Below are 25,988 nucleotides of genomic sequence, written 5' to 3' on the forward strand. Positions count from 1 at the left end.
GGTCACAGTATGGAACAGAAAAAATGGCGTGTTGTCTGCTATATCAACCAGTTCTTCGGCCAGATCGGCGGCGAGGACATGGCCCATGTGGGCTTTTCGGTGAAGGAGGAGCCGGTGGGCCCGGCCCTCCTCTTCCAGAAGCTGCTCCAGGACGACTGCGAGGTGGTGGGCACCATCATCTGTGGTGACAACTACTTCGCCGAGCACACCGAACAGGCCACTGCCGAGGGCGTGGAGCTGGTCCGGGCGCTGAAGCCCGACCTCTTCATCGCGGGCCCCGCCTTCAACGCCGGGCGCTACGGCATCAGCTGCGGCAATATGGTCAGCGCCGTGGGCCGGGAGCTGGGCATCCCCACCGTCACCGGCATGTATCCGGAAAATCCGGCGGTGGAGCTCTTCCGCAAGGATACCTACATCGTCAAAACGGCCATCCTCTCCTCCCAGCTGCGCAAGGCCGCTCCGGTCATGGCCAGCATCGGCCTGCGCCTGCTGAAGGGGGAGCACATCGGCAGCGCCGCCTCGGAGGGCTATATCATCCGGGACATCATCCTCAATGAGGAGCAGCCCCAGAACGCGGCGGAGCGGGCCATCGACATGGTCCTGAAGAAGATCAAGGGCGAGCCCTTTGTCAGCGAGCTGCTGCCGCCCAAGTTCGACCACGTGCCCCCCGCCCCTCCGGTGGCGGACCTGAGCAAGGTCAAGCTGGCTCTGGTCACCGACGGCGGACTCATTCCCCAGACCAACCCCGACAAACTCAAGCCCAACGGCAGCACCACCTGGGGCCACTACAACTGGGACACCCTGGTGGCCGAGCCCCACTTCGTCATCCACAGCGGCTACGACGGCACCTGGGTGCTGGAGAACCCCTACCGGCTCTTCCCGGTGGACATCCTGCGGGAAGAGGTGGCCCAGGGCAAGCTGGGCGCGCTGGAGGAGGAGGTCTATGTCTCCTGCGGCAACTGCGCCTCGGTGGCGGCCTCCAAGGCCAAGGGCCAGCAGATCGCCCAGGCCCTGCTGGACAAGGGCATCCAGGCGGCTATCCTGACCTCCACGTGAGGCACCAGCACTCGTTGCGGGTCAACGATCGTGAAGGAAATCGAGCGGGTGGGCATCCCGGTGACGCAGATCTGCGCGGTGGTGGACATCGCCAAGTCGGTGGGCTCCTCCCGCATCCTGCGTGGTTTTGCCATCACCTGCCCGGTGGGCAATCCCACCCTCAGCGCGGAGGACGAAACGACCTCCCGCCAGCGCTATGTGGAAAAGGCGCTGGACATGCTCACCAAGCCCGGCCAGAGCGGCATGGTGGAGGACATCCTTTAAATCTCAGAATATGTTTGCTCCCTTTCGCAACTCCATGTAAAATAGAGGAAACGGAGAACGTATCAGAAGGGGAGCAAAGCGCGATGACAGATACAGAAAACGGCGGCGCCTTTTACAGCCGCGTACAGGAAAAACTGGATTCTCTCTCCAAGAAGGAGCGGGAGACCGCGGAGTATATGGTGGCCAACCAGGACAAGCTGATTTACGCCTCCATTACCGAACTGGCGGAGTTGGTGGGCACCAGCGAGGCCACGGTGACCCGGGTGTGTACCAAGCTGGGGTATCGGGGTTTTCAGGCCCTGAAGGTCAGCGTGGCCCGGGAGCTGGTGACGCCCCAGGAAAAGATCCACGAGGACCTGACCCAGGACGCGCCGACCGAGCAGATCATCGACAAGATCTTCTCCAGCGCCGTCCAGACCCTGACCATGACCCAGAGGGCGCTGGACAGCAAGGCGGTGGAGCGCAGCATTGACGCCCTGTGCAAGGCCCGGCGGATCGTCATCATCGGCAACGGCAACTCCGGGGCCATCGCCATGGACGCCCAGCACAAATTCCTGCGCATCGGCCTCGACGCCCAGGCCTACACCGACGATCACATGCAGATGATCGCCGTGGTGTCCCTGACGCCGGAGGATGTGGTGCTGGCCATCTCCCACTCGGGCAGCTCCCGGGACGTGGGGGATGCCGCCCGGCTGGCCCGGGAGCGGGGCGCCACCGTCATCACCATCACCAACAACGGCATCTCCCCGGTGTCCAAGCTGGCGGACATCCGGCTGTACACCTACTCGCAGGAGACCAAATACCGCACCTATGCCATCTCCTCCCGCATGGCGGAGCTGACCATCATCGATACGCTGTACACCGGCGTGTCCCTCCGCCTGGGGGAGCAGGCCATCGGAAACTTTGAAGCGCTGGAAAAGGCGCTGGTCGTCAAGAAATACTAACGTCCCACCCCCAAAAGCCGGGGCGGGGCGCCCGACGGAATGGGGGAACTACTATGGATAAACTCTTCGGCGTGGACTTTGGCACCGGCGGGTGCAAGGCCACCGTCATCGACCTGGAGGGCAACATCTGCGCCACCGCTTTTGAGGAATATCCCTCTGAGCACCAGAAGCCCGGCTGGTCCGAGCAGGACCCGGCCCTCTGGATCCAGGCCTTCTGCAATACCGTGCGGGCCTGCCGGGAGCAGATGGCGGACGGCTTCGAGGGCGTCCTGGGTCTGGCGGTCACCGCCTCCACCCACAATGCCGTGCTGGTGGACAAAGAGGGACAGGTCATCCGCCGCTGCATCATGTGGAACGACCAGCGCAGCGGCGACCAGTGCCGCCGCCTGAAGGAGGCCCACGGCGACCTCATCTTCCGCATCGGCATGCAGATGCCCACCCCCACCTGGACCCTGCCCCAGCTCATGTGGGTGAAGGAGCACGAGCCGGAGCACTACGCCAGGATCCACCGCCTCTATTTCACCAAGGACTACATCCGCGCCTGGGTCACCGGGGACTTCTGCACCGACGTGGTGGACGCCCAGGGCAGCCTCCTCTACGACGCCCGGAACCGCTGCTGGTCGCCGGAGCTGTGCGGCCTCATTGACCTGCCCCTCTCGGTGATGCCCGAGATCCGCGGCTCCAAGGACATCGTGGGCACCGTGCGGGCCGAGGTGGCCGCTCAGACCGGTCTGCCCGAGGGCCTGCCGGTCATCGCCGGGTGCTCCGACACCGCCGCGGAGGACTTCAGCGCCGGCGCAGTCCGGGCCGGCCAGATCATCGTCAAGCTGGCCACCGCTGGCAATGTGAACCTGGTCACCGACGAGGCGGCGCCCCACGCCAAGTCCTTCACCTACCCCTACTCGGTGGAGGGCAAGTGGTACACCGTCACCGCCACCAACAGCTGTGCCTCGGCCTACCGCTGGATGCGGGACGCCCTCTACCCCGCCGAGAAGGAGCTGTGCGAGGCCAAGGGCGAGGATGTGTACCTGCTCATGGACCAGCAGGCCGCCGAGTCTCAGCTGGGCGCCCGGGGCCTCCTGTTCCACCCCTTTCTGCTGGGAGAGCGCTGCCCCTACTTCAACCCCAACGCCCGGGGCGACTTCTTCGGCGTGAGCATGGTCCACACCAAGGGCGACTTTGCCCGGGCTCTGCTGGAGGGCGTGGCGTTCAGCCTGTACGACTGCCTCCAGGTACTGAAGAACTTCACCGATAACATGGCCGACATCGTGGTCATCGGCGGCGGAGCCAAGAGCCCGCTGTGGAGCCAGATCGTCAGCGACGTGTTCGGCCTGGAGGTCAAGCAGCCGGAGCACGCCGAGTCCTCCTTCGGCGGCGCGCTGCTGGCCGGTGTGGGCGTGGGCGCCTTCCCGGACGAGCTGGAGGCCGCACGGCGGTGCATACGCATGAAGCGGACCTACCGGCCCAACGCGGAGAACCACGCCAAGTACGAAAAGCTCTTTGCCATCTACAAAGAGGTGACCGAGGTCTCCGCTCCCCTGTGGGAGAAGCTGGCTGCGCTGGACGAGGCCTAAAATAAACCGATCGCACCAGGAGAGCCCCGGGGCATCGCCCCGGGGCTCGGTTCCATTTGGCGGTCCGGTCTGCAAAAAGCGCAAATGGGTTTGACAAGCCAAGGATCCTTCGGTATGATAGGAGCTGACAACGGAACACGCCTATATAAGTCCATGATTCGGATGGACGTTTCTACCAACTGCCTAACAGTTGACTATATGGTATTCGCATCTGCGATACTGACGGTCACTGAGAGGCGGTTTTTTGTTTGTCCGGGCGATCCCGCCCATGGAGGCGCTGGAACGTTGATCCTGCTCGATCCGATCGGAGGAATGGAAATGTCTTCTCTGCTCATTCGCAACGCCGCTCATATTGTGACCTGTGACCATCAGGACCGGGTGTATGACCACGCCGACCTGCTGATCCGGGACGGCGTGATCGCCGCCATCGGCGCGGTGGACCAGCCGGCGGACGAGGTGATCGACGCCGCGGGCTGCATCGTGTACCCCGGACTCATCAACACCCACCACCATCTCTATCAGGTATTCAGCCGCAACCTGCCCCAGGTGCAGAACATGGAGCTCTTCGACTGGCTCCGGACGCTGTACGAGATCTGGAAGAACCTGGACGGCGACGTGGTCTACCACAGCTCCCTCACCGGTATGGGCGAGCTGATGAAAAATGGCTGCACCACCTGTTTTGATCACCACTATGTGTTCCCCAATGACCACGCGGAGGGCCTGCTGGAGCGCCAGTTTGCCGCCGCGGAGGACCTGGGCATCCGCATGTACGCCTCCCGCGGGAGCATGGACCTGAGCAAAAAGGACGGCGGCCTGCCGCCGGACAGCGTGGTCCAGTCGGTGGACCGCATCCTGGACGACTGCCGCCGGGCGGTGGAGCGCTTCCACGACCCCGCCCCCTACTCCATGCGCCGGGTGGCGCTGGCCCCCTGCTCCCCCTTCAGCGTCTCGGAGGAGCTGCTGCGCCAGTCCGCCATCCTGGCCCGGGACCTGGGCGTGCGCCTGCACACCCACCTGTGCGAGACCAAGGACGAGGAGAACTATGTGCTGGAGCGCTTCGGCATGCGCCCCTTGGCCTATATGGAGTCCCTGGGCTGGATCGGCTCCGACGTGTGGTACGCCCACGGCATCCACTTCAACGACGAGGAGCTGCACCGTCTGGCGGAGACCGGCACCGGCGTGGCCCACTGCCCCATCTCCAACATGAAGCTCTCCTCCGGTGTGTGCCGCATTCCCGACATGCTCCGGCTGGGGGTGCCGGTGGGCCTGGCCGTGGACGGCAGCGCCTCCAACGACGGCTCCAACCTGCTGGAGGAGCTGCGGGTGGCCTATCTGCTCCACCGCCTCCAGTCCAGCCACCAGGCCCCCAGCGGCTACGACCTGCTGAAGCTGGCCACGGCGGGCAGCGCCCGCATCCTGGGCCGGGATGACATCGGCACGCTGGAGCCCGGCAAGGCCGGCGACTGCTTCCTGGTGCGCACCAACCGGCTGGAGCTGGTGGGCGCGGACCTGGACCCCAAGTCCATGCTGGCCACCGTGGGCCTCAAGGGCAGCGTGGATTACACCGTCGTCAACGGCAAGGTCACCGTGCGGGAGGGCCATCTGACCCGCCTGGACGAGGGCGTGGAGGCCGAACGGGCCGCTGCCCTGGTCCGCACCTATCTGGCGCGCTGATGGGACAGCGTCCGTAAAAAACAGGGCTCCGTCTGCCAAAGCAGACGGGGCCTCGGTTTACGCGCGGAGCGCGGCAGAGCGGAGCGCGGCAGAAAAACAAAAATCCCGGAACCATTTGGTTCCGGGATTGATCTGGTGGACGATACAGGACTTGAACCTGTGACCTCCCGCACGTCAAGCGGATGCTCTACCAGCTGAGCTAATCGTCCAGACAGCGTAGTTTATTATAGCGGGTGAGACGCGACTTGTCAACACTTTTTTCAAAAATTTTTTCGCGCCGGTTGGGAGGGGTTGGCACGGGTCCGGGCCTTTGCTATACTGGAGGGCACAATATGCCCCGGCGGACCGGGGATCAGGAGGAATGGCAGATGGAGATGCGGGGAGCGGTCCTCATCACCGGGGCCAGCCGGGGCATCGGCGCGGCCTGCGCCCGGCGCTTTGCCCGGGCGGGCTATCCGGTGGCCCTGAACTACAACCACTCGGAACAGGCGGCCCGGGCCCTGGCCGAGGAGCTAAGGGCTGAAGGGGCTCGGGTGGAGCTCTTCCGGGCCGACGTGGGCGACACGGAACAGGTGGAGCGGATGGTTGACAATGTGTTGGATAAATTTTGTCAACTTGACATTTTGATATGCAACGCGGGGGTGGCCAGACAACAGCTCTTCACCGACATCACCGACCAGGACTGGCGGGAGCTGTTCAACATCAACGTGGACGGCACCTTCCGCTGCTGCCGGGCGGTGCTGCCCCATTTCATCCACCGGAAGGCGGGGCGCATCGTCACGGTTTCCTCCATGTGGGGGGTCACCGGAGGGTCCTGTGAGGTGGCCTATTCGGCCACAAAAGCGGCCATAATCGGCCTGACCAAGGCACTTGCCAAGGAAGTGGGGCCCTCGGGCATCACGGTCAACTGCGTGGCCCCCGGGGTCATCGACACCGACATGAACGGCAATCTCACCGCCGAGGACCTGGAAGCCCTGCGGGAGGAGACGCCGCTGGAGCGCATCGGCCGCCCGGAGGACGTGGCGGAGAGCATTTTCTTCCTGGCGGGGGAGGGCGCGTCCTTCCTGACGGGCCAGGTGCTGTCTCCCAATGGTGGAATTCTCATCTGAATTTGTATGTATCTCACAGAAATACAAAGATAGATGTGGGGTGCATTGGTCACTTTCATAAGTTGACAATTTCGGACGCCGAGCGTATAATGTCAACAACCTGTAAGGGAGGTACATTTGAAATGAAAAAGATGCGTGTTCTGTCTTTGGCTATGGCGGCTGCCATGAGCCTGTCTCTGCTGGCCGGCTGCGGCGGCGGCACCAGCAGCGAGCCCTCCACCAACCCCGACAGCGGCTCCGGCAGCTCCACCGGCGCTGACGTCATCACGATCGGCGGCATCGGCCCCCTGACCGGCTCCGCCGCTGTGTACGGCCTGGCTACCAAGCAGGGCGCCGAGATCGCCATTGAGGAGATCAACGCTCTGGGCGGCCTGCAGTTCGCCCTGGACTCCCAGGACGACGAGGGCGCCACCGAGAAGGCCGTCAACGCCTATGGCAAGCTGAAGGACAACGGCGCCAAGATCATCTACGGCTGCACCACCACCAACCCCTGCGTGGCCGTGGCTGCTGAGACCTACAATGACCGCTACTTCCAGCTGACCCCCTCCGCCTCCTCCACCGACGTCACCGCTGGCAAGGACAACGTGTTCCAGGTCTGCTTCACCGACCCCAACCAGGGCAAGACCGCTGCCGACTACATCAAGGAGAATAACCTGGGCACCAAGATCGCCGTCATCTACAACAACGGCGACGCCTACTCCACCGGCATCTACACCGCCTTCCAGGCGGAGGCCGATGAGATCGGCCTGGAGGTCGTGGCTGTCCAGACCTTCCCCGATGACACCAACGCCGACTTCACCGTGCAGCTGACTGCCGCCAAGGACGCCGGCGCCGACCTGGTGTTCATGCCCATCTACTACACCCCCGCTTCCCTGATCCTGAACCAGGCCAAGACCATGGGCTATGAGCCCACCTTCTTCGGCTGCGACGGCATGGACGGCATCCTGGACCTGGAGGGCTTCGACACCTCTCTGGCCGAGGGCCTGATGCTCATGACCCCCTTCAACGCCTGGGGCGAGGATGAGCGCACCGTCAAGTTCGTGGAGGAGTACCAGGAAGCTTACGGCGGCATCCCCAACCAGTTCGCCGCGGACGGCTACGACTGCATCTACGCCATCTACGAGGCCTGTGAGAAGGCCGGCATCACCGCCGACATGAGCGCTCAGGACATCTGCGAGAAGCTCATCGCCACCTTCACCGACAGCAGCTTCAGCGTGGACGGCCTGACCGGCACCGGCATGACCTGGGGCACCAACGGCGAGGTCTCCAAGGCCCCCGTGGTCGTCAAGGTCGAGGGCGGCGTGTACGTCACCCAGTAATCACAAGCTCCCCCATCCATAAGTTGAGGGAACCCGAAAGAGAGGGTTGCCGGACCGTCGGCAGCCCTCTCTTTTCTCCCTTTCCCTGTATGGCGGAAACGTCCGCGGCTGTTGTTGGCCGCGGAGGTTTTCGCCATACAGCCCCGTTTCCGGGGTCCGTACCAAGAGACAAGAGAAACGAGAAAGAGGTGACCGTCTTTGAGTCTTCTCAATAACCTCATCAACGGCATCAGCCTGGGCAGTGTGTACGCCATCATCGCCCTGGGCTACACCATGGTCTACGGCATCGCCAAGATGCTGAACTTCGCCCACGGCGACGTTATCATGGTGGGCGCCTACATCTGCTTCTTTGCCACCGGCCAGTTCGGCCTGCCCCCCGTGGTGGGCGTCATCCTGGCCATGGTGGTGTGTACTGTGCTGGGCGTGGTCATCGAGCGCCTGGCCTACAAGCCCCTGCGGCAGGCCCCCTCTCTGGCCGTGCTCATCACCGCCATCGGCGTGAGCTATTTCCTCCAGAATTCCGCCCTGCTGCTGTGGAAGTCCGACCCCAAGAGCTTCACCTCCGTGGTGGGCAAGGGCTCCTTCAAGCTCTTTGACGGCCAGCTCACCATCACCCATGTGGCCCTGGTCACCGTGGTCGCCTGCATCGTCATCATGCTGGCCCTGACCTGGTTCACCGGCAACACCAAGATGGGCAAGGCCATGCGCGCCTGCTCTGAGGACAAGGGCGCCGCCCTCCTCATGGGCATCGACGTCAACCGCACCATCTCCATGACCTTTGCCATCGGCTCCGCCCTGGCTGCCATCGCCGGCGCCCTGTACTGTTCCACCTACCCCACCCTGATGCCCACCACCGGCTCCCTCCCCGGCATCAAGGCCTTCACCGCCGCCGTGTTCGGCGGCATCGGCTCCATCCCCGGCGCCATGCTGGGCGGTATCCTGCTGGGTGTCATCGAGATCTTCGCCAAGGCCTTCAATACCCAGATCTCCGACGCGGTGGTCTTTGCCGTGCTCATCATCGTCCTGCTGGTGAAGCCCGCGGGCCTGCTGGGCAAGACCGTGCGCGAGAAAGTTTGAGGTGGCGGACATGAAAAAACTCACTCCCAGCCGCAAACGGCTGATCAACAACTCCATCACCTACGGCATGGTCATCGCTGCCTTCGTGATTATCCAGATCATGAAGGCCGGCGGCATGCTCTCCTCTTCCCTCCAGGGCCTGCTGGTGCCCATCTGTGCCTATGTCACCATGGCCATCGCCCTGAACCTGGTGGTGGGCATCTCCGGCGAGCTGAGCCTGGGCCACGCCGGCTTTATGAGCGTGGGCGCCTTCTCCGGTATGGTCTTTAACATCGCCATGCAGAGCGCCATCCCCGTCGCCCCCCTGCGCCTGCTGTGCGCCATGCTGGTGGGCGCGGTGTTCGCCGGCATCGCCGGCGTCATCGTGGGTGTGCCGGTGCTCCGCCTGCGGGGCGACTACCTGGCCATCGTCACCCTGGCCTTCGGCGAGATCATCAAGAACATCATCAACATCCTCTACATCGGTGTGGATGAAAACGGCCTCCACTTCTCTACCCAGAACGAGGCGGCCCTGGGCCTGGCGGAGGGCGGCAAGGCCATCCTGAAAGGGCCGCTGGGCGTGACCACCAATGTGAAGCTCTCCACCTTCACCGCCGGATTTATTCTGGTGCTGGTGGCCATCACCGTGGTGCTCAACCTGGTCAACAGCCGCACCGGACGGGCGGTCATGGCCCTGCGGGACAACCGCATCGCCGCCGAGAGCGTGGGCATCGGTGCCACCAAGTATAAGCTCATTGCCTTCGTTACCTCTGCGGTGCTGGCCGGTGCGGCCGGCGCACTGTACGCCATGAACTACTCCTCCGTGGCGGCCAAGCAGTTCGACTTCAACGCCTCTATCCTGATCCTGGTGTTCGTGGTGCTGGGCGGCCTGGGCAACATCCGCGGCTCCATCATCGCCGCCGCCCTCCTGTACGTCCTGCCCGAGCTGCTCCGCGACTTCTACGATTTCCGCATGCTGATCTACGCCATCGTCCTCATTCTGGTGATGCTGGCCACCAATAATCCCACCTTCAAGCAGTTCTTCGGCGGCCTCTTCGCCCGTCTGGGCCGTGGCAGCCGGAAAGGAGGCGCACAGGAATGAGCAGCCGAGTGAAGAATAAGCAGCCCACCAAGATGGTGCCCGTTCCCAGCCATTCCATCATCCCCGAGCGCGACATCGACAAGGCCCCCATTCTGGAGTGCCAGCACCTGGGCATCGACTTCGGCGGCCTGACCGCCGTCAACGACTTCAACCTCACCGTGGGCCGCACCGAGATCGCGGGCCTCATCGGCCCCAACGGCGCGGGCAAGACCACCGTCTTTAACCTGCTGACCAAGGTGTACCAGCCCACCCGCGGTACCATCCTTCTGGACGGCAAGGACACCCACGGCATGAACACCGTGCAGGTCAACCGGGCCGGTATCGCCCGTACCTTCCAGAACATCCGCCTCTTCGACAAGCTCACCGTGGAGGATAACGTGAAGATCGGCCTCCACAACCAGATCCGCTACCCCATGTGGAGCGGTGTGCTCCGTCTGCCCAGCTACTGGAAGAAGGAGAAGCTGGCCCATGAGAGCGCCATGGAGCTCCTCCACATCTTCGACATGGAGGACCTGGCCAACCATCAGGCCGGCTCCCTGCCCTACGGCGCCCAGCGCCGCCTGGAGATCGTCCGCGCCCTGGCCACCAACCCGTCCCTGCTGCTGCTGGACGAGCCGGCCGCCGGCATGAACCCCTCCGAGACCGCCGACCTCATGGAGAACATCCTGAAGATCCGCGATACCTTCCAGATCGCCATCATGCTCATCGAGCACGACATGAGCCTGGTCATGGGCATCTGCGAGGGCATCTGCGTGCTCAACTTCGGCCAGGTCATCGCCAAGGGCACCCCGGCCGAGATCCAGGCCAACCCCAAGGTCATCGAGGCCTATCTGGGCAGTCAGAAGAAGGAGGGATGACGCCATGCTGAAGGTCAACGACATCAATGTGTATTACGGCGCCATCCACGCCATCAAGAACATCTCCTTTGAGGTCAACGACGGCGAGATCGTCACCCTCATCGGCGCCAACGGCGCGGGCAAGACCACCACGCTGCAGACCATCTCCGGCCTGCTGCACACCCGCACCGGCTCCATCGAGTTTATGGGCAAGAACATCGTGGGCGTGCCTCCCCACAAGGTGGTGGCCCACGGCCTGGCCCAGGTCCCCGAGGGACGCCGGGTGTTCCTCCAGATGACCGTGGAGGAGAACCTGCAGATGGGCGCCTTTACCCGCCCTAACAGCGAGATCGACCCGGGCATTGCCGACGTCTACGAGCGCTTCCCCCGTCTGAAGGAGCGGCGCAAGCAGATCGCGGGCACCCTGTCCGGCGGCGAGCAGCAGATGCTGGCTATGGGCCGCGCGCTCATGTCCAAGCCCAAGCTCCTCATGCTGGACGAGCCCTCCATGGGCCTGGCCCCCATCCTGGTGGAGCAGATCTTCGACATCATCCGGGAGCTCAACCACGCCGGCGTCACCATCCTGCTGGTGGAGCAGAACGCCCGCATGGCGCTGTCCATCGCCCACCGTGGCTACGTGCTGGAGACCGGCAAGATCGTGGCCACCGGCACCGGCGAGCAGCTGCTGGAGGACGAGGCCGTCAAGAAGGCCTACCTGGGCGGCTAACCCAAATATAAAAACAGACCTCCCCGAGTGGGAGGTCTGTTTTTTTGCTAATCGTGACAGATTCGGCCTCTCTGCGTTGTTATCAGGGTGAAAGGGAGGTGAGCCTATGGACGAGAAACGAGCGGAGGATCTGGTGAAGCGCCACGCCGACACCATTCTCCGCATCGGCTACACCTGGCTGGGGGACCTGGACGACGCCAAGGATGTGTGCCAGGAGGTGCTCATCCGGCTGCTGGAGGACGGGCGGACCTTCCCCGACCCCGGCCAGGAGCGGGCCTGGGTGGTGCGCGTCACCATCAACGCCTGCAAAAACTGGAAGAAGAGTGCCTGGTTCCGCCGCCGGGCGCCGCTGGAGGAGGGGCTGCACCTGAGTGTGGAGAACCCCGAGCCGGAGGACGGTTCCCTCCTGGCGGAGGTCAACCGCCTGCCCGGCAAGTACCGGGAGGTACTCTACCTGCGCTACTATGAGGAGTACCAGGTGGGGGAGATCGCCGAAATCCTGGGCCAGTCCCCCGCCCTGGTGAGCACCCATCTGGCCCGGGCCAAGGCCAAACTGCGGAAACGATTGGAGGGAACGTGCTATGGATGAGCGGTATCGAGCGGAGCTGGATCAGATCCGGCTGACGGAGGAGAGCAAGGCGGAGCTGGCCCGGGTGCTGGCCCGGCGGCAGGAGGCGGCGCCCGGGCGGACGAGACGCCCCTGGAAGCGCACCGCCCTGGTGCTGGCGGCGGTGATGGGCGTCCTGGCCCTCTACGCCGGCGCGGCGGTGCTGTCCAGCCCGGTGCTGTGGGCCTACCTGGGCGGCGGCAACGGCTATACCCAGAGCGCGGTCCAGGTCTCCGAGGGCATCACGCAAAATGGTTGGACAGTGACTGTTACCGACTGTGTGGCCGATGACTACAACCTCTGGGTGGGCCTGGAGATGACCGCCCCCGAGGGGACCCGGTTTGACCCGGAGACGGACTACACCTTTTTGGAGCAGAACGAGATGTGGGCCTGGGACCTTCAGACCGGCGGTATCTTCCGCCAGGTGGAGGACGAGGACCCAGAGGACAACAAGCTCCACTTTGTGGCACGCTCCTATCTGATTCCGGACGGGGAGCCGGAGGAGCGGGAGCTGCGGATCAGCCTGAGCCGCCTGTGCCACCGGGTGGACCAGAACGCGGAGGAGACGGGGCTGCTCTGGGCCTATGACTGTGAAGAGACCTGGGACTTTACCGTGGAGGTCCCCTATCCGGACAACGCCATCCGCCTGTATCCCAACCTGCCGGTCCACACCCTGGATGTGGATGCCACGATTACCGAGGTCATGGTCTCCCCGCTCAGCGTCTATGTGCGCATCGAGGGGGACAGCCTGAAGGGCCACCACGATTGGGTCCCCAAGAACGCCCCTGACGGGTACTATGGTTGTGTGGAGTATCAGGAGATCACACTCTACACCACCGACGGCTCTGTGATTCCCATGAGCGACGAGATCGCGGGCAGCGCTTGCAGCGGCGGTGAGCATCCGGAGACGGAGGACGGCTATCTGCGGTTGGTCCGCCGCCCGGAGGCGGAGATCATGGATGTGGACAGCTTGGATCATCTGACCGTCTGCGGTGTGGAGATCCCCCTGCGCTGAATTTCAAAAACCAAAAGCGGCGTCCGCCCTCCGAAAGGAGGGCAGACGCCGCTGGCCTTATTCTGCCAGATTCCGCAGGGTGTCCCCGGCCAAGCGGTACACCGTCCAGTCGCTCATGGGCTCGGCACCCATGGCGCGGTAGAAGTCGATGCTGCTCTGGTTCCAGTCCAGGCACCACCACTCCATCCGCCCGCAGCCCCGCTCCACAGCAATGGCGGCCAGCCGCTTCAGCAGGGCCTTGCCGTAGCCCTTGCCCCGGTAGGCAGGGAGGACAAACAGGTCCTCCAGGTAGAGCCCGGCCCGGCCCAGGAAGGTGGAGAAATTGTGGAAAAAGAGGGCGAAGCCCACCTCCTGCCCCTCGACCAGGGCAAAGAGCACCTCGGCCTTTTTCCGGTCAAAGATCCACTCCTCCAGGGTGGCCTCATCGGCCACCACCTTGTCCAGCATCCCCTCGTAGTCGGCCAGATCCCGGATAAAGCGGAGGATCAGGGGCACATCCTCCCGCCGGGCAAAGCGAAACGTCACATCAGGGCACATCGTCTATTCGCTCCTCTCATAGTATTATGTGGTTCCATCATACCATTGCGCCGCCGGGCAGGCAACCATTTGGCGATAGAGATCGGGGGATTCCTCCATAGAGCGTGTCTACTCGGCGGAAGTACCGCCGGGGGTGTCCTCGCCGGACGGGCGTCCTGCGCGGACAGCGCCCGATTTCTTTTCGCGGAAAAGAAACCGGGGAAAGAAAAGGCGGAGAGGGGAACTTCTCGTTCCCCTCTCCACTCCCCTCCAAAAGGGCGGCCTTTTTGGGGGCCGCCCCGAGCAGCAGGGTACAACGCTTTCCGGATAGGCGGAAGGCCCGGAATTGGCCACGCCAGGGTAAGGAAATCCCTCCGCAGCCAGATGGAGACCGGGGAGCGCTTTGGGGGAGTCCAGAGGGGGGTATCCCCCCTCTGGGCTTTCTTTCCCGCCGCTTTCTTTGCAAAGAAAGCGGTGCTCCCGCCGAGTAGGCGCGTCCCCCGCGCGGCCAGCGCAGTCCCCCACCGCCCAGGGTGGCAATTTCTCCACAAATGTGGTATAATACTCTAATACTATCGTACACGAAATAGTTGAACCACCACCCAAAGGAGGAACTATCCCATGAGCGCCCAAGGGGAATTCATCGAGCTCTATCAGGCTCACATCCACCGGGAGGGGGCCGATGCCCTGCTGGATTATCTGAAAAACAAGAGCGATTTCTTTACCGCACCGGCCTCGGCCCGCTTCCACGGCTCCTATGCCGGGGGCCTGTGCGACCACAGCGTCAACGTCTATCACTGTCTGAAGGACTACTTGGAGCGGGAGCGGGTACAGGAGCTCTACGGCCTGGAGTACAGCGAGGAGTCCATTGCCTTGGTGTCCCTGCTCCACGACGTGTGCAAGATCGGCTGCTATAAGCAGAGTACCCGCAATGTGAAGGGGCCCGACGGCAAGTGGCAGAGCGTGCCCACCTTCTTCTACGAGGACAATCTCCCCTACGGCCACGGAGAGAAGAGCGTATACATCCTCTCCGGCTTCCTGCGCCTCACCCGGGAGGAGGCCATGGCCATCCGCTGGCACATGGGCTTCTCCGGCGACGAGGACAAGCGCCTGGTGGGCCAGGCCTTGCAGCAGTACCCCCTGGCCTTTGCCCTGAGCGTGGCGGACATGGAGGCCACTTACTTCCTGGAAGGGGAGGAGGGCTAAGACATGGCGAAGCGAGAAAATGATCTGGGGCGGGACCCGATTGGGCCGCTGCTCCTGCGTCTGGCAGTGCCCACAGTGACCGCTCAGCTGGTCAACGCCCTCTATAACATCGTGGACCGCATGTATATCGGCCATATCGCCGGCGTGGGCGACCTGGCCCTCACCGGCCTGGGTGTGTGCTTCCCGGTCATCATGTTCGTCTCGGCCATCTCGGCCCTGGTGGGCATGGGCGGCGGTTCCCGGGCGGTGGTGCGCATGGGCGAGGGCCGCACCGAGGAGGCAAACGCCATCCTGGGCAGCTGCTCGGCACTGCTGATCCTCCTGTCCGTGCTGGTGACAGTGGGCTTCCAGCTGGTGAAGGAGCCCATGCTCCTTCTCTTCGGCGCCACCGAGAACACCATCACCTACGCCGTGGACTACCTGACCATCTACCTGTGGGGCACCATCTTTGTGGAGATCTCTCTGGGCCTCAACTTCTTTATCACCTCCCAGGGCTTTTCCACCATCTCGATGGCCACGGTGCTCATCGGCGCCATCATCAACATCGTGCTGGACCCCATCTTTATCTTCGGCTTCCATATGGGGGTCAAGGGCGCGGCTCTGGCCACCATCACCGCGCAGGCGGTGTCGGCGGTGTGGGTGCTGCGTTTCCTCACCGGAAAGCGCACCAAGCTGCGCCTCCAGCGGCGGTATTTCCGCATCAAGCCCCGGGTGCTGGCTCCGGTGCTGGCCCTGGGCGTGTCCCCCTTCATCATGAACGCCACCGAGAGCCTGGTGAACATCGCCTTCAACTCCTCCCTGAAGGCCTATGGCGGAGACGCCGCCGTGGGCGCCATGACCATCTGCTCCTCGGTGATGCAGGTCTTTTTCCTCCTCCTCCAGGGTATCGCCCAGGGCGCCCAGCCCATCATCGGCTTCAACTACGGCGCGGGCAATCTGGACCGGGTGAAAAAGACCTACCGGCTGCTGCTCATCAGCGCGCTGTCGTTCAGCTGTACCGTGTGGGCGGCGCTGGAGCTCTTCCCCGGCGCTTTTGTGGCCCTCTTCAATGATAAGCCCGCGCTGGTGGATCTGGCGGTGTGGACTCTGCGGGTGTATGCCGGCGGCATGTTCATCCTGGGCATCCAGACTGCCTGTCAGCAGACCTTCGTGGCCCTGGGTCAGGCCAAGATCTCCCTTTTCCTGGCCCTGCTGCGGAAGATCATCCTGCTCATCCCCCTCATCTACATCCTGCCCCCCTTCTTCAGCAACAAAGTGCTGGCCGTGTTCCTGGCCGAGCCCGCGGCCGATATCCTGGCGGCCACCACCACCGGATTGATGTTCCTCTGGCAATTCCCCCGCATTCTCCGCCGCCGGGGCGAGGAGCTGGAGCATCTGCGTGAGAAAGGAGCTACCACATGAAAAACATTACCCTTATCGGTATGCCCGGCTCGGGCAAGAGCACCCTGGGCGTCCTGCTGGCCAAGACCCTGGGCTTCGGCTTTGTGGACACCGACCTGGTGATCCAACAGCGGGAGGGCGACCTCCTGCAGAACATCCTGGACAAGGTGGGCACCGAGGCCTTCCTGGACTTGGAGGCCGACGCCATCTGCTCGGTGGACTGCGACAAGACCGTCATCGCCCCCGGCGGCAGCGTCATCTGCCGGGAGCGGGGCATCGAGCATCTGCGGGCGCTGGGCCCGGTAGTCTACCTGCGCATCCCCTGCGACGTGCTGGAGCGGCGCATTCACAACATGGGCTCCCGGGGCATCGCCTTCCGCCCCGGCGAGACTTTAAAGGACATCTACGACTACCGTACCCCCCTCTATGAGAAGTACGCCGACATCGTGGTGGACGGGGACAAGGGCTCTCTGGAGGAGACCCTGGCCGCCGTGCTCCAGGCCCTTATCGGCATGTGAGGACGGGGAAAAGGTTCCCCAGCCGCGCCGTTCGCCCGGTTGTACTTGTATTTTTAAGAAATTGTGTTATACTAGATAGAAGTTGTCACCACCATACGCCCGCAGGCCTGCCTGTGGGCGTATGGTGCGTCCTGCGGGCTTTGCCCCCATTTTTGAAGCAAAGGATTCGAGATACATGACTTTCCAAGACCTGGGCCTCATCGAGCCCATCCTGCGCGCTGTGGCCGATCTGGGCTATGAGCGCCCCTCCCCCATCCAGGAGAAGGCCATCCCTCCCGCGCTGGCCGGGCGGGACGTGCTGGGCTGCGCCCAGACCGGTACCGGCAAGACCTGCGCCTTTGCCACCCCCATCCTCCAGCGCCTCCAGGGCGCGAGCGTCAAGGGCCGCCCCATCCGCGCCCTCATCCTCACCCCCACCCGGGAGCTGGCGCTCCAGATCCAGGAGAGCTTTGAGGCCTATGGCAAGAACTTAAAACTCCGCTCCGCCGTCATCTTCGGCGGCGTGGGCCAGGCCCCCCAGGTGGAGCGCCTCAAGAAGGGTGTGGACATCCTGGTGGCCACCCCCGGGCGGCTCATCGACCTCTATCAGCAAAAGCTCCTGGACTTCGGCGGTCTGGAGATCCTGGTGCTGGACGAGGCCGACCGGATGCTGGACATGGGCTTCATCCACGACGTGAAGAAGATCCTCCAGTGGCTGCCCAAAGAGAAGCAGACCCTCTTCTTCTCCGCCACCATGCCCCCCGAGATCACCGATCTGGTGAACTCTCTCCTCCGTGACCCGGTGAAAGTGGCAGTGGACCCGGTGTCCTCCCCAGTGAAGGTCATCCGGCAGCAGCTCTACTACGTGGACCGGGGCAACAAGACCAAGCTCCTGGCCTATCTCATCGACGCCGAGCAGGCCCCCAGCGCCCTGGTGTTCACCCGTACCAAGCACGGCGCCAACAAGGTGGCCGGCGACCTCATCAAGGCGGGCATCCCCGCCGCCGCCATCCATGGCAACAAGAGCCAGACCGCCCGTCAGCAGGCCCTGGCCGACTTCAAGAGCGGGGCCATCCGGGTGCTGGTGGCCACCGACATCGCCGCCCGGGGTCTGGACATCGAGGAGCTGAGCCACGTCTTTAACTACAACCTCCCCGACGTGCCCGAGACCTACGTCCACCGCATCGGCCGCACCGGCCGGGCGGGTCACGGCGGCACCGCCATCTCCTTCTGCGATGTGAACGAGAAGGACGAGCTCAAGTCCATCGAAAAGCTGCTGGGCCGCGCCATCCCGGTGGTGGAGGACCACCTGTGGCCCATGGAGATCTTCGAGCCCCTGCCCAAGGACAAGAAGGGCCGGGTCATCAACCCGGAGGACGCCGAGGCCCGGGCCGCCGCCCGGGAGCGCAAGGCCGCCCGGAAGGCGAAAGAGACCAAGGAGCCGAAGGAGCCCAAGGCGGCCAAGCCCCAGAAGGCCCCCAAGGAGCCCAAGCCCGCCCCCGTGGTGGAGGAGGCTCCCGCCGCTCCCACTCCCGCCCAGAAAAAGCGCGCCCGGGGTTACCGGGCCAGCGCCACCCTGGAGGAGGCCCTGGTGGCCACCGCCCCCAAGTCCGCCCCCAAGAGCGCCAAGCGCAAGGGCGGTGAGGAGGACTTCCGCCACCCCGATCCCCTGTCCGGCGACACCATCATGGATGCCACCGCCCGTCTGCTGGCCCCCCGGCCCCGGATGTTCCAGGACGACGCCAAGCCCCGCCGCCGCGGCGGCAAGGAGGAGCGGAGCGAGCGGAACAAGCCCGCCGCCAAAGCCTCCAAGGCGCCCAAAGCGGCCAAGGCCCCCAAGGAGACCAAGGCCCAGGAGGCCCCGGCCAAGAGCGGAACTTCCTCCCACAAGAGCAAGAAGCACGTCCCCTCTCCCCTGGAGGTGCTGGGCGGCAATAAGAAGCGCAAGCGCCGCTCCGGCGGAGGCGGTCCCCGGGAAGTGGAGCTGCGCACCGACGGCGTGAAGGACTCCACCGAGCTGTCCACCAGCCTCATGAAGCCCTACTACCTCAGCGACGACGATTAAACCCAATGGCCCCGCCGGACGCCCCGGCGGGGCCATTGTTCACAAAATTTGGCCTCGCTTTTGATGTGGTTTGACCATTGACAGAAGGAGAAAGCTCTGTTACTCTTATTGCATCAATGAAATAGCTGTTGGCTGTTACTGGTAATGCAGGCAAGACCACGCACAGGACGCACCCGCTCGCAGAGGGGGTGCGCTGGTTGCGGTGGTCTTTTTTTGTTGCCCGGCCACGGCTGAGAGGAGAGAGCGTATGGATTACAAGAAGTTGGGGATGGACCTCATCCCCCTGGTGGGCGGTGTGGAAAACATCAGCAAGCTCACCCACTGCGCCACCCGTCTGCGCATGGAGTTCCATGACCGGGACAAGGTGGACGCCGCCGCCATCCAGAACACCCCCGGCGTCATCAGTGTGGTGGAGCAGGGCGGCCAGTTCCAGGTGGTCATCGGCAACGACGTGCCGGTTACCTACCGGGCCATCCTGAATGAGATGGGCGGCGACGCCGCCGCGGCCTCCGCCAAGTCCGCCCCCGCCGCCGAGGAGAAGAAGCCCGGCATCATCAACCGCATCATCAGCGTCATTTCCACCACCTTCACCCCCGTCATCCCCGCCCTCATCGGCGGCGGTATGATCAAGGCCGTGCTGTCCATCCTGGTGCTGTGCGGCCTGTCCGACTCCAGCTCCACCTACACCATCCTGAACTTCATCTCGGACGCCGCCTTCTACTTCATGCCGGTGCTGCTGGCCTACGGCGCGGCCATCAAGTTCGAGTGCAACCCCGTGCTGGCCATGACCATGGCCTGTGCCCTCCTCCACCCCACCTGGTCCGGCCTGGTGGGCGCCGGTGAGGCGGTCACCTTCTTCGGCATCCCCGTGAGCCTGGTGGATTACTCCTACTCCGTCATCCCCATCATCCTCTCCATCTGGATCATGTCCTATGTGGAGAAGTTCGCCGAGAAGTACACCCCCTCCTTCATCAAGTTCTTCCTGAAGCCCCTCATCATCCTCTTCATCTCCACCCCCATCGCCCTGGTCCTGGTGGGCCCCTTCGGCAGCTTCCTCAACACCCTGGTGGAGACCGGCGCCAACGTGATCTACGAGCGGGCCAGCTGGCTGCTGCCCATGCTGATGGGCGCCTTCCAGCCCTTCCTGGTCCTCACCGGTACCGCCTGGGCCATGACCCCCATCGCCACCGTGCAGATCTCCGCTATGGGCTATGAGGTGGTCAACGGCCCCGGCATGCTGGCCTCCAACATCGCCATGGGCGCCGCCACCCTGGCTGTTGCCTTCAAGACCCGCAACTCCCAGCTGCGCCAGCTGGCCCTGTCCTCCGGCTTCACCGGCGTCATGGGCATCACCGAGCCCTGCCTCTACGGCGTGAACCTGAAGCTCAAGACCCCCTTCATCGCCTCCATGATCGGCGGCGCCATCGGCGGCGTGTATGCCGGCTTCTCCGGCCTGGTGCGCTACGCCTTCGTCTCCCCCGGCCTTGCCGCCCTCCCCGCCTTCATCGGCGAGAACCCCATGAACATCGTCCACGCCATCATCACCTGCGTCATCTCCTTCGTGGCCGCCTTTGTGGCCACCCTGATCCTGGGCTTCAAGGAGCCTGAGGAGACCGCCCCTGCCGCCGCTCCCGCCCCCAAGGCCAAGGAAGAGGCCCCCAAGGCTGTGACCGCCGGGGACAAGACCGTGGTCTCCCCCCTCCAGGGCAAGACCGTGCCCCTGAGCGAGGTCAACGACGCCGTGTTCTCCCAGAAGGTGCTGGGCGACGGCGTGGCCGTCCAGCCCACCGAGGGCAAGGTGTGCGCCCCGGTGGACGGCGTGATCTCCTCCCTCTTTGACACCTGCCACGCCGTGGGCCTGGAGAGCGACGACGGCCTGGAGCTCCTCATCCACGTGGGCATCGACACCGTGAACCTCCAGGGCCGCCACTTCAAAGCCCACGCCAAGACCGGCGACCGGGTGAAGAAGGGCGATGTGCTCATCACCTTCGACCTGGAGGCCATCAAAAATGAGGGCTACGACACCATCACCCCCGTGCTGGTGTCCAACAGCGACGACTTCTCCGCTGTGGAGGCCGTCACCGGCCGGGACGTGAAGCCCGGCGATGTGATCCTCACCGTCCGCTGATGCAAAGGAGATACCCATGATCTACGAAAAACTCCTGGATTTCCCCAAAGACTTCCTGTGGGGCGCCTCCACCTCCGCCTATCAGGTGGAGGGCGCCTGGGATGAGGACGGCAAGAGCCCGTCCATCATCGACATGTACGAGCACCCCAAGGAGTACGCCGATTTCAAGGTGGCCAGCGACCACTACCACCGCTATGAGGAGGACATCGCCCTCTTCGCCCAGATGGGCCTGAAGGCCTACCGCTTCTCCATTGCCTGGACCCGCATCCTGCCCCAGGGCACCGGAGAGGTGAACCAGGCCGGGGTGGAGCACTACCGGAACATGATCCGCGCCTGCCGCAAGCACGGCATCGAGCCGGTGGTGACCATGTACCACTTCGACCTGCCCTGGTGCCTGGAGGAGAAGGGCGGCTGGAACAACCGCGCCACCATCGACGCCTTCGTGGAGTACTGCGCCGTCCTCTTCCGGGAGTACGGCGACGAGGTGACCTACTGGCTCACCATCAACGAGCAGAATACCATGATCCTCCACCCCGGCGCCATCGGTCTGCCCAAGGGGGGCAAGCTCCCCAGCCGGAAGGAGCTCTACCAGCAGAACCACCACATGATGCTGGCCCAGGCCCGTGCCATGAAGCTCTGCCATCAGATGTGCCCCAAGGGCAAGATCGGCCCCGCCCTGAACCTGACCGCCATGTATCCCGCCACCTGCGACCCCGCCGACTCCATTGCCGCCCACAACTGGGAGGTGCTGCGCTGCTGGAACTTCGCCGACGTGCCGGTGTACGGCTGGTATCACCCCCTGGGCTGGCGCTACCTGGAGGACCGGGGCATCGCCCCCGAGGTGCTGGAGGGGGACCGGGAGACCCTGGCCGGGGCCAACCCCGACTTCCTGGCCATGAACTACTACTCCACCGCCACCATCGCCGCCAGCCGGGGCGACGCCTCCGACGTGGCTCCCCGTGCGGGCGACCAGCAGATCATGCTGGGCGAGCAGGGCGTGTACCGCCCCGCCGAAAACCCCTATGTGGGCAAGACCAAGTATGGCTGGGTGGTGGACCCGGTGGGCTTCCGTTCCACCCTGCGCCGGGCCTATGAGCGCTACCGCCTGCCCATCCTCATTACCGAGAACGGCATCGGCGCCCCCGACACCCTGGAGGCCGACGGCACCATCCACGACCAGTACCGCATCGACTTCCTGCGGGACCACCTGGAGCAGATCCGTCTGGCCATCACCGACGGCGTGGAGATGCTGGGCTACTGCCCCTGGGCCGCTCTGGACGTGGTGAGCACCCACCAGGGCTACGCCAAGCGCTACGGATTCATCTACGTGGACCGGGACGAGTTCGACCTGAAGGAGCTGCGCCGCATCCCGAAAGACAGCTTCTACTGGTATCAGAAAGTCATTGCACAGCAGGGTAAAAACCTGTAAAATAGAGAAAATAAATTCGGCCCGGCGGGGAGGTTTCCCGGCCGGGCCGAAGAACAGAGGGATGGAAGAGGCGGCATGATCGTACGGAAGATACTCAACAACAATCTGATCCTGGCCACCGGGGCGGACGGCAGCGAGCAGATCGTCATGGGGCGGGGCCTGCGCTTTCTCAACCAGGTGGGGGAAAAGCTGCACAGTGAGAACGTCCAGAAGGTCTATGTCCTCCGGGACCGGCGGGCGGCCCAGCACTACATGGAGCTGGTCTCCCGGGTGCCCGCGCCCTGGGCCGAGGCGGTCCAGCAGGCCATCCAGGACGTGCAGGAGCAGCTGCCCAAGGAGCTGAGCAACCAGATCTTCGTCACCCTCTTTGACCACCTGGTCTACGCCCTGGAGCGGTGCCAGAAGGGCATCGTGCTGCAAAACCGACTGCTGTGGGAAGTGAAGCAGTTCTATCCACGGGAGTACGCCCTGGGGCTCCAGATGACCCGGGCCCTCAACGAGGCCCTGCCGGTGCAGCTCCCCGAGGAGGAGGCGGGCAACATCGCCTTCCACCTGGTGAACGCCCAGACCGAGAGCCCGGACCTGGCGCGCACCACCACGGTGATGCGGATGCTCAAGGACATCTTCGGCATCACCCAGATGTCCCTGGGCAAGAAGATCGACGAGACCTCCATCCACTACACCCGCTTTGTTACCCATCTGCAATTTTTCCTGGAGCGGGTGCTGGACCACAAGATGCTCGCCACCACCGACTTGGACGTGTTCGAGGCGGTGGCCCAGCAGCACCCGGAGGCCCTCACCTGCGCCCAGCGCATTCAGGACTATATCAAAAAGAACCTGGGGACCGACATTCCCCGGGAAGAGCTGATGTACCTCACCATCCACATCGTGCGCATCAGCCGGTAAAAAACGCCCCGGCGCGGTTTTCCGCGCCGGGGCGTTTTGGTTTGTAGGAAGTTACTGGGCGCTCTCCACGGCGGAGCCGATGGTGCGCTCGCCGGCGGCCTTGACGTGCTTGCCCACCTCGGCCTGGTTCTTGGGGCTGCGGACCACGATGCCCGCGCCCTGGACACAGCCGCCCTCGCAGGCCATGCCCTCGATGAAGTTCACGTCGCCGATGCCCCGGTCCATCTTCAGCAGCGCGGCCTTGCAGGCGTCGATGCCGCTGCAGGCGGCGCAGTTGAGCTGGAACTGCTCGGCGGTGACCCCCTTCTCCTTCAGGGCCTCAGCCACGGCGGCGGCCACACCGCCGCTGGCGGCAAAGGCGCGGCCGTAGCCGCTGGCCTCGTCCAGGGTGTCCTCCTCCAGCTGGGTGATGTCGATGCCCTTGGACTCCAGCAGGGGGAACATCTCCTCAAAAGTGAGCACGCAGTCGATGGCGCCCATGGTCTTGCCCAGCTGGAACTCCTTCTTCTTGGCCACGCAGGGCCCGATAAAGACCACCTTGGCCTTGGGGTCCTGCTCCTTGATGTGCTTGCCGATCATGACCATGGGAGAGGGGGTGCCGGACACCCGCTCGGCCAGCTTGGGGAAGTTCTTCTCCACGTAGTCCACAAAGGCGGGGCAGCAGGAGGAGGTGAGCACCTTCTTCTCCAGCAGCTCCTCGGCCTCGTGGGCGGCAGTCATGTCGGCGCCCAGGGCCACCTCCCGCACGGCGTGGAAGCCCACCTGCTTCAGGCCGGTCACCAGCTGGCCCAGCGTGGCCGGGGCGATCTGGCCCATGATGGAGGGGGCGATGACGGCGTACACCCGGTAGCCCCACTTGGCCGAGCCCCGGAGCATCTCCACCACGTCCACGATGTAGGATTTGTCCATGATGGCGCCGAAGGGGCACTGGTACACGCAGGCGCCGCAGGAGATGCACTTGCCATAGTCCACCAGGGCCTTCCGGTCCTCGCCCATGGAGATGGCGCCCACCTTGCAGGCCCGCTCGCAGGGGCGCAGGTTCTTGATGATGGCGCCGTAGGGGCAGGCGTTGAGACACTTGCCGCACAGGATGCACTTGGAGTGGTCGATCTCCGCCTTGTGGTTGACGATGGTAATGGCGTCCTTGGGGCAGCTGTGGACGCAGCGGGTGGCGATACAGCCGCGGCAGGCGGGACCCACGGTCATCTGGGTGACGGGGCAGCCGTCGCAGGCCACGTTCATGACCTCCACCAGACCGGGGTTGGTGTGGTCGCCGCCCAGGGCCATCTTGACCCGGCTGGACACCACGGCCCGCTCCTTATAGATGCAGCAGCGCATCTTGGCCTCGGGGCCGGGGATGATCTTTTCGGGAATGTCCAGAATACCGGTCTGGAGCCGGTCCTCCCATGCAAGGGCGGCCACTTCGCGCAGGACGCTGTCCTTCAGCTCCTGTACGCTCGTCTCAAATACACGCATCCAGTTCGACCTCATTTCTCCAAGCATCGTTAATTTTTTAACAGGGCTATTTTACCTCACGGCCCCGCTCTCTGTCAATGCCCAATGTGCCATTTACTCCCTGGATTTGTGCGAATTTTCCCGTATTTCTTTGAAAAGACGCCCAATTCGGGCGCTAAATATACTCGCGCGTTTAAACCGGACCTTCTATTTCCGCAGCAGGACGTGGATGTAATCCAGCTGCCGCTCGATGAGGACCTGGTTGTCCAGCTCGTTCCCGGGCTGGAGCTTCTGGGTGAGCAGCTCCTTGAAGCAATAGAGGATGATCTCGTTGATGCGCTCCTGCTCCTCCGGCGAGAAGGAGCTGCCCTCCAGCACGGGGCGGAGCATCTTCCAGTTGCGCTCGGTGAGGGAGCCGCACAGCAGCATCTCCAGCACCGTCCCGTCCAGGTCGCCCTGCTCGTCGGGGAATACCTTATAATAATCCAGAATGATGTCCCCCAGCTCGCTGCTGTACTTGCCGTAAAAGAGGTTGTAGTAGGCGTGGGGGTGCCGGAAGGCCGAGGCACAGAAAAAGCGCCACATAAAAAGGAAGCGCTGGAAGTCGTCCTGCTCGTCGGAGAGGTAGCGGGAGAGGTTGCGGTTGTAGTCCTCGAAATATTTCATGGAGGCGTACACCGTCAGGTGGTCCAGGTCCTTGAAATAGTTGTAGAGGGTAGCGCTGTTGTAGCCGGCTTTTTGGGCCACCCGGCGGAGCGTCAGGGCGTCCATGCCCTCACTTTCCATGATTTCACTGGCTGCATTGATAAAGCAAGCCAGGATCTGATTGCGCTGCTCGGGCCGATAGGGGGGTCTGGCCATACCGGTTCCTCCTTTCAAAAATCCGTGTCTCGCGGACAGAGTTACACAGGCAACACGCCGATTATAGTGTACGAAAACTAAACTGTAAAGTCTATATAAGTACTGTGAACGAATTTTCACACCTATTATAACTGGTAATTCAATGATAATCAAGATGATTATTCATTAAATTTTTTAATAACCGCGATTTCTTGGGGGTTGAGAGCGCTCAGGCTCAAAAATTCTACTTGACTTTCCGGAGAAAGCATTATAAAATCACGGT

22 protein-coding genes, 1 tRNA gene and 1 riboswitch are annotated in these 25,988 nt (G+C 63.6%); of the genes, 19 read left to right on the forward strand and 4 right to left on the reverse strand.

Annotated elements, in window-relative coordinates:
* Positions 1–9: 9 nt before the first annotated feature.
* The 4 genes from B5G43_RS10245 (at position 10) to B5G43_RS10265 (ending at position 5,512) form a co-directional block, all read left to right on the forward strand.
* The gene (locus B5G43_RS10245) at positions 10–1,320 is read left to right on the forward strand and encodes a glycine/betaine/sarcosine/D-proline family reductase selenoprotein B (RefSeq protein ID WP_275532316.1); all 1,311 of its coding nucleotides are present in this window, start codon (positions 10–12) and stop codon (positions 1,318–1,320) included.
* A gap of 83 nt (positions 1,321–1,403) precedes the next feature.
* Positions 1,404–2,264: a MurR/RpiR family transcriptional regulator gene (locus B5G43_RS10255; protein WP_087260930.1), complete on the forward strand. Its 861-nt coding sequence runs from the start codon at positions 1,404–1,406 to the stop codon at positions 2,262–2,264.
* A gap of 53 nt (positions 2,265–2,317) precedes the next feature.
* Positions 2,318–3,838, forward strand: a complete 1,521-nt coding sequence (xylB, locus tag B5G43_RS10260) for a xylulokinase (RefSeq protein WP_087260932.1) — start codon at positions 2,318–2,320, stop codon at positions 3,836–3,838.
* A gap of 121 nt (positions 3,839–3,959) precedes the next feature.
* A riboswitch (purine riboswitch) is annotated at positions 3,960–4,055 on the forward strand.
* A 101-nt stretch (positions 4,056–4,156) separates the two neighbouring features.
* On the forward strand, positions 4,157–5,512 hold the full coding sequence (locus B5G43_RS10265) for an 8-oxoguanine deaminase (protein WP_087260934.1): 1,356 nt from the start codon (positions 4,157–4,159) through the stop codon (positions 5,510–5,512).
* A gap of 133 nt (positions 5,513–5,645) precedes the next feature.
* Here B5G43_RS10265 and B5G43_RS10270 read toward each other — a convergent pair.
* A tRNA-Val gene (locus tag B5G43_RS10270) sits at positions 5,646–5,721 on the reverse strand.
* A gap of 159 nt (positions 5,722–5,880) precedes the next feature.
* On the opposite strand from B5G43_RS10270, the gene fabG reads away from it, so the two are divergent.
* From fabG to B5G43_RS10310, 8 genes are all read left to right on the forward strand, one after another.
* Entirely contained in the window at positions 5,881–6,621 is a 741-nt protein-coding gene (gene fabG, locus B5G43_RS10275; RefSeq protein WP_087261000.1) for a 3-oxoacyl-ACP reductase FabG, read from the forward strand.
* A gap of 122 nt (positions 6,622–6,743) precedes the next feature.
* Positions 6,744–7,940 (forward strand): ABC transporter substrate-binding protein, encoded by a 1,197-nt coding sequence (locus B5G43_RS10280; RefSeq protein WP_087260935.1) that lies wholly within the window; start codon positions 6,744–6,746, stop codon positions 7,938–7,940.
* Between the two features lie 198 nt (positions 7,941–8,138).
* Positions 8,139–9,017 (forward strand): branched-chain amino acid ABC transporter permease, encoded by an 879-nt coding sequence (locus tag B5G43_RS10285; protein WP_087260937.1) that lies wholly within the window; start codon positions 8,139–8,141, stop codon positions 9,015–9,017.
* A gap of 10 nt (positions 9,018–9,027) precedes the next feature.
* Complete coding sequence (locus tag B5G43_RS10290; protein ID WP_087261002.1) at positions 9,028–10,098, forward strand: branched-chain amino acid ABC transporter permease; 1,071 nt, start codon at positions 9,028–9,030, stop codon at positions 10,096–10,098.
* 32 nt (positions 10,099–10,130) lie between these two features.
* The gene (locus tag B5G43_RS10295) at positions 10,131–10,955 is read left to right on the forward strand and encodes an ABC transporter ATP-binding protein (RefSeq protein WP_242960535.1); all 825 of its coding nucleotides are present in this window, start codon (positions 10,131–10,133) and stop codon (positions 10,953–10,955) included.
* A gap of 4 nt (positions 10,956–10,959) precedes the next feature.
* Entirely contained in the window at positions 10,960–11,661 is a 702-nt protein-coding gene (locus B5G43_RS10300; RefSeq protein ID WP_087260941.1) for an ABC transporter ATP-binding protein, read from the forward strand.
* Between the two features lie 106 nt (positions 11,662–11,767).
* The gene (locus tag B5G43_RS10305) at positions 11,768–12,250 is read left to right on the forward strand and encodes a sigma-70 family RNA polymerase sigma factor (RefSeq protein WP_087260943.1); all 483 of its coding nucleotides are present in this window, start codon (positions 11,768–11,770) and stop codon (positions 12,248–12,250) included.
* A complete protein-coding gene (locus B5G43_RS10310; RefSeq protein ID WP_087260946.1) occupies positions 12,243–13,283 on the forward strand; it encodes a DUF4179 domain-containing protein in 1,041 nt (346 codons plus the stop codon). The genes B5G43_RS10305 and B5G43_RS10310 overlap by 8 nt, the downstream gene beginning before the upstream one ends.
* A 57-nt stretch (positions 13,284–13,340) precedes the next feature.
* On the opposite strand, the gene B5G43_RS10315 is transcribed toward B5G43_RS10310, so the two are convergent.
* Positions 13,341–13,820, reverse strand: coding sequence for a GNAT family N-acetyltransferase (locus B5G43_RS10315; RefSeq protein ID WP_087260948.1), 480 nt, complete (start codon positions 13,818–13,820; stop codon positions 13,341–13,343).
* A 600-nt stretch (positions 13,821–14,420) separates the two neighbouring features.
* Here B5G43_RS10315 and B5G43_RS10320 point away from each other — a divergent pair.
* From B5G43_RS10320 to B5G43_RS10350, 7 genes are all read left to right on the forward strand, one after another.
* Positions 14,421–15,005: a hydrolase gene (locus B5G43_RS10320; protein WP_087260950.1), complete on the forward strand. Its 585-nt coding sequence runs from the start codon at positions 14,421–14,423 to the stop codon at positions 15,003–15,005.
* 3 nt (positions 15,006–15,008) lie between these two features.
* Positions 15,009–16,406, forward strand: coding sequence for an MATE family efflux transporter (locus tag B5G43_RS10325; protein ID WP_087260952.1), 1,398 nt, complete (start codon positions 15,009–15,011; stop codon positions 16,404–16,406).
* Positions 16,403–16,903, forward strand: a complete 501-nt coding sequence (locus tag B5G43_RS10330; RefSeq protein WP_087260956.1) for a shikimate kinase — start codon at positions 16,403–16,405, stop codon at positions 16,901–16,903. The genes B5G43_RS10325 and B5G43_RS10330 overlap by 4 nt, the downstream gene beginning before the upstream one ends.
* Before the next feature lie 175 nt (positions 16,904–17,078).
* Positions 17,079–18,947, forward strand: coding sequence for a DEAD/DEAH box helicase (locus B5G43_RS10335; RefSeq protein ID WP_087260958.1), 1,869 nt, complete (start codon positions 17,079–17,081; stop codon positions 18,945–18,947).
* Between the two features lie 247 nt (positions 18,948–19,194).
* On the forward strand, positions 19,195–21,075 hold the full coding sequence (locus tag B5G43_RS10340; protein WP_087260960.1) for a beta-glucoside-specific PTS transporter subunit IIABC: 1,881 nt from the start codon (positions 19,195–19,197) through the stop codon (positions 21,073–21,075).
* 16 nt (positions 21,076–21,091) lie between these two features.
* Entirely contained in the window at positions 21,092–22,504 is a 1,413-nt protein-coding gene (locus B5G43_RS10345; RefSeq protein ID WP_087260962.1) for a glycoside hydrolase family 1 protein, read from the forward strand.
* 75 nt (positions 22,505–22,579) lie between these two features.
* Entirely contained in the window at positions 22,580–23,410 is an 831-nt protein-coding gene (locus tag B5G43_RS10350) for a PRD domain-containing protein (protein ID WP_087260963.1), read from the forward strand.
* Between the two features lie 51 nt (positions 23,411–23,461).
* Here B5G43_RS10350 and B5G43_RS10355 read toward each other — a convergent pair whose 3' ends face one another.
* Together B5G43_RS10355 and B5G43_RS10360 are read right to left on the reverse strand one after the other, a co-directional pair.
* A complete protein-coding gene (locus tag B5G43_RS10355; protein WP_164488738.1) occupies positions 23,462–24,886 on the reverse strand; it encodes a monomeric [FeFe] hydrogenase in 1,425 nt (474 codons plus the stop codon).
* A 186-nt stretch (positions 24,887–25,072) separates the two neighbouring features.
* The gene (locus B5G43_RS10360; RefSeq protein ID WP_087260966.1) at positions 25,073–25,726 is read right to left on the reverse strand and encodes a TetR/AcrR family transcriptional regulator; all 654 of its coding nucleotides are present in this window, start codon (positions 25,724–25,726) and stop codon (positions 25,073–25,075) included.
* Positions 25,727–25,988: the final 262 nt, after the last annotated feature.

The organism is Flavonifractor sp. An92, assembly GCF_002159175.1.
GTDB lineage: Bacteria > Bacillota > Clostridia > Oscillospirales > Oscillospiraceae > Pseudoflavonifractor_A.